Here is a 266-nt window from a genome sequence, read left to right as displayed (position 1 = left end):
TGCAGCGTCGCGAGCACGAGGTGGCCCGTCAGCGAGGCCTGCACCGCGATCTGCGCCGTTTCGAGGTCGCGGATTTCGCCGATCATGATCACGTCCGGATCCTGACGCAAAATCGAGCGCAAGGCGCGCGCGAACGTCATGCCGATCCGCTCGTTGACCTGCGTCTGGCCGATGCCGGACAGGTCGTATTCAATCGGGTCCTCGACGGTCATGATGTTGGTCGTGGCCGTTTCGAGGCGCGACATCGATGCGTAGAGCGTGGTCGT

1 protein-coding gene is annotated in these 266 nt (G+C 63.5%); it reads right to left on the bottom strand.

Features of this window, described 5'->3' with window-relative positions; all coding sequences use genetic code 11:
* Positions 1 to 266 (bottom strand): GspE/PulE family protein (locus ACYPXD_RS33165; protein ID WP_459722462.1); only part of this gene is annotated, 266 nt, incomplete at both ends.

The organism is Paraburkholderia sp. 2C, assembly GCF_054589215.1.
The sequence above is the reverse complement of the archived record's forward strand: the minus strand, read 5'-3'. Positions and strand labels throughout refer to the sequence as shown.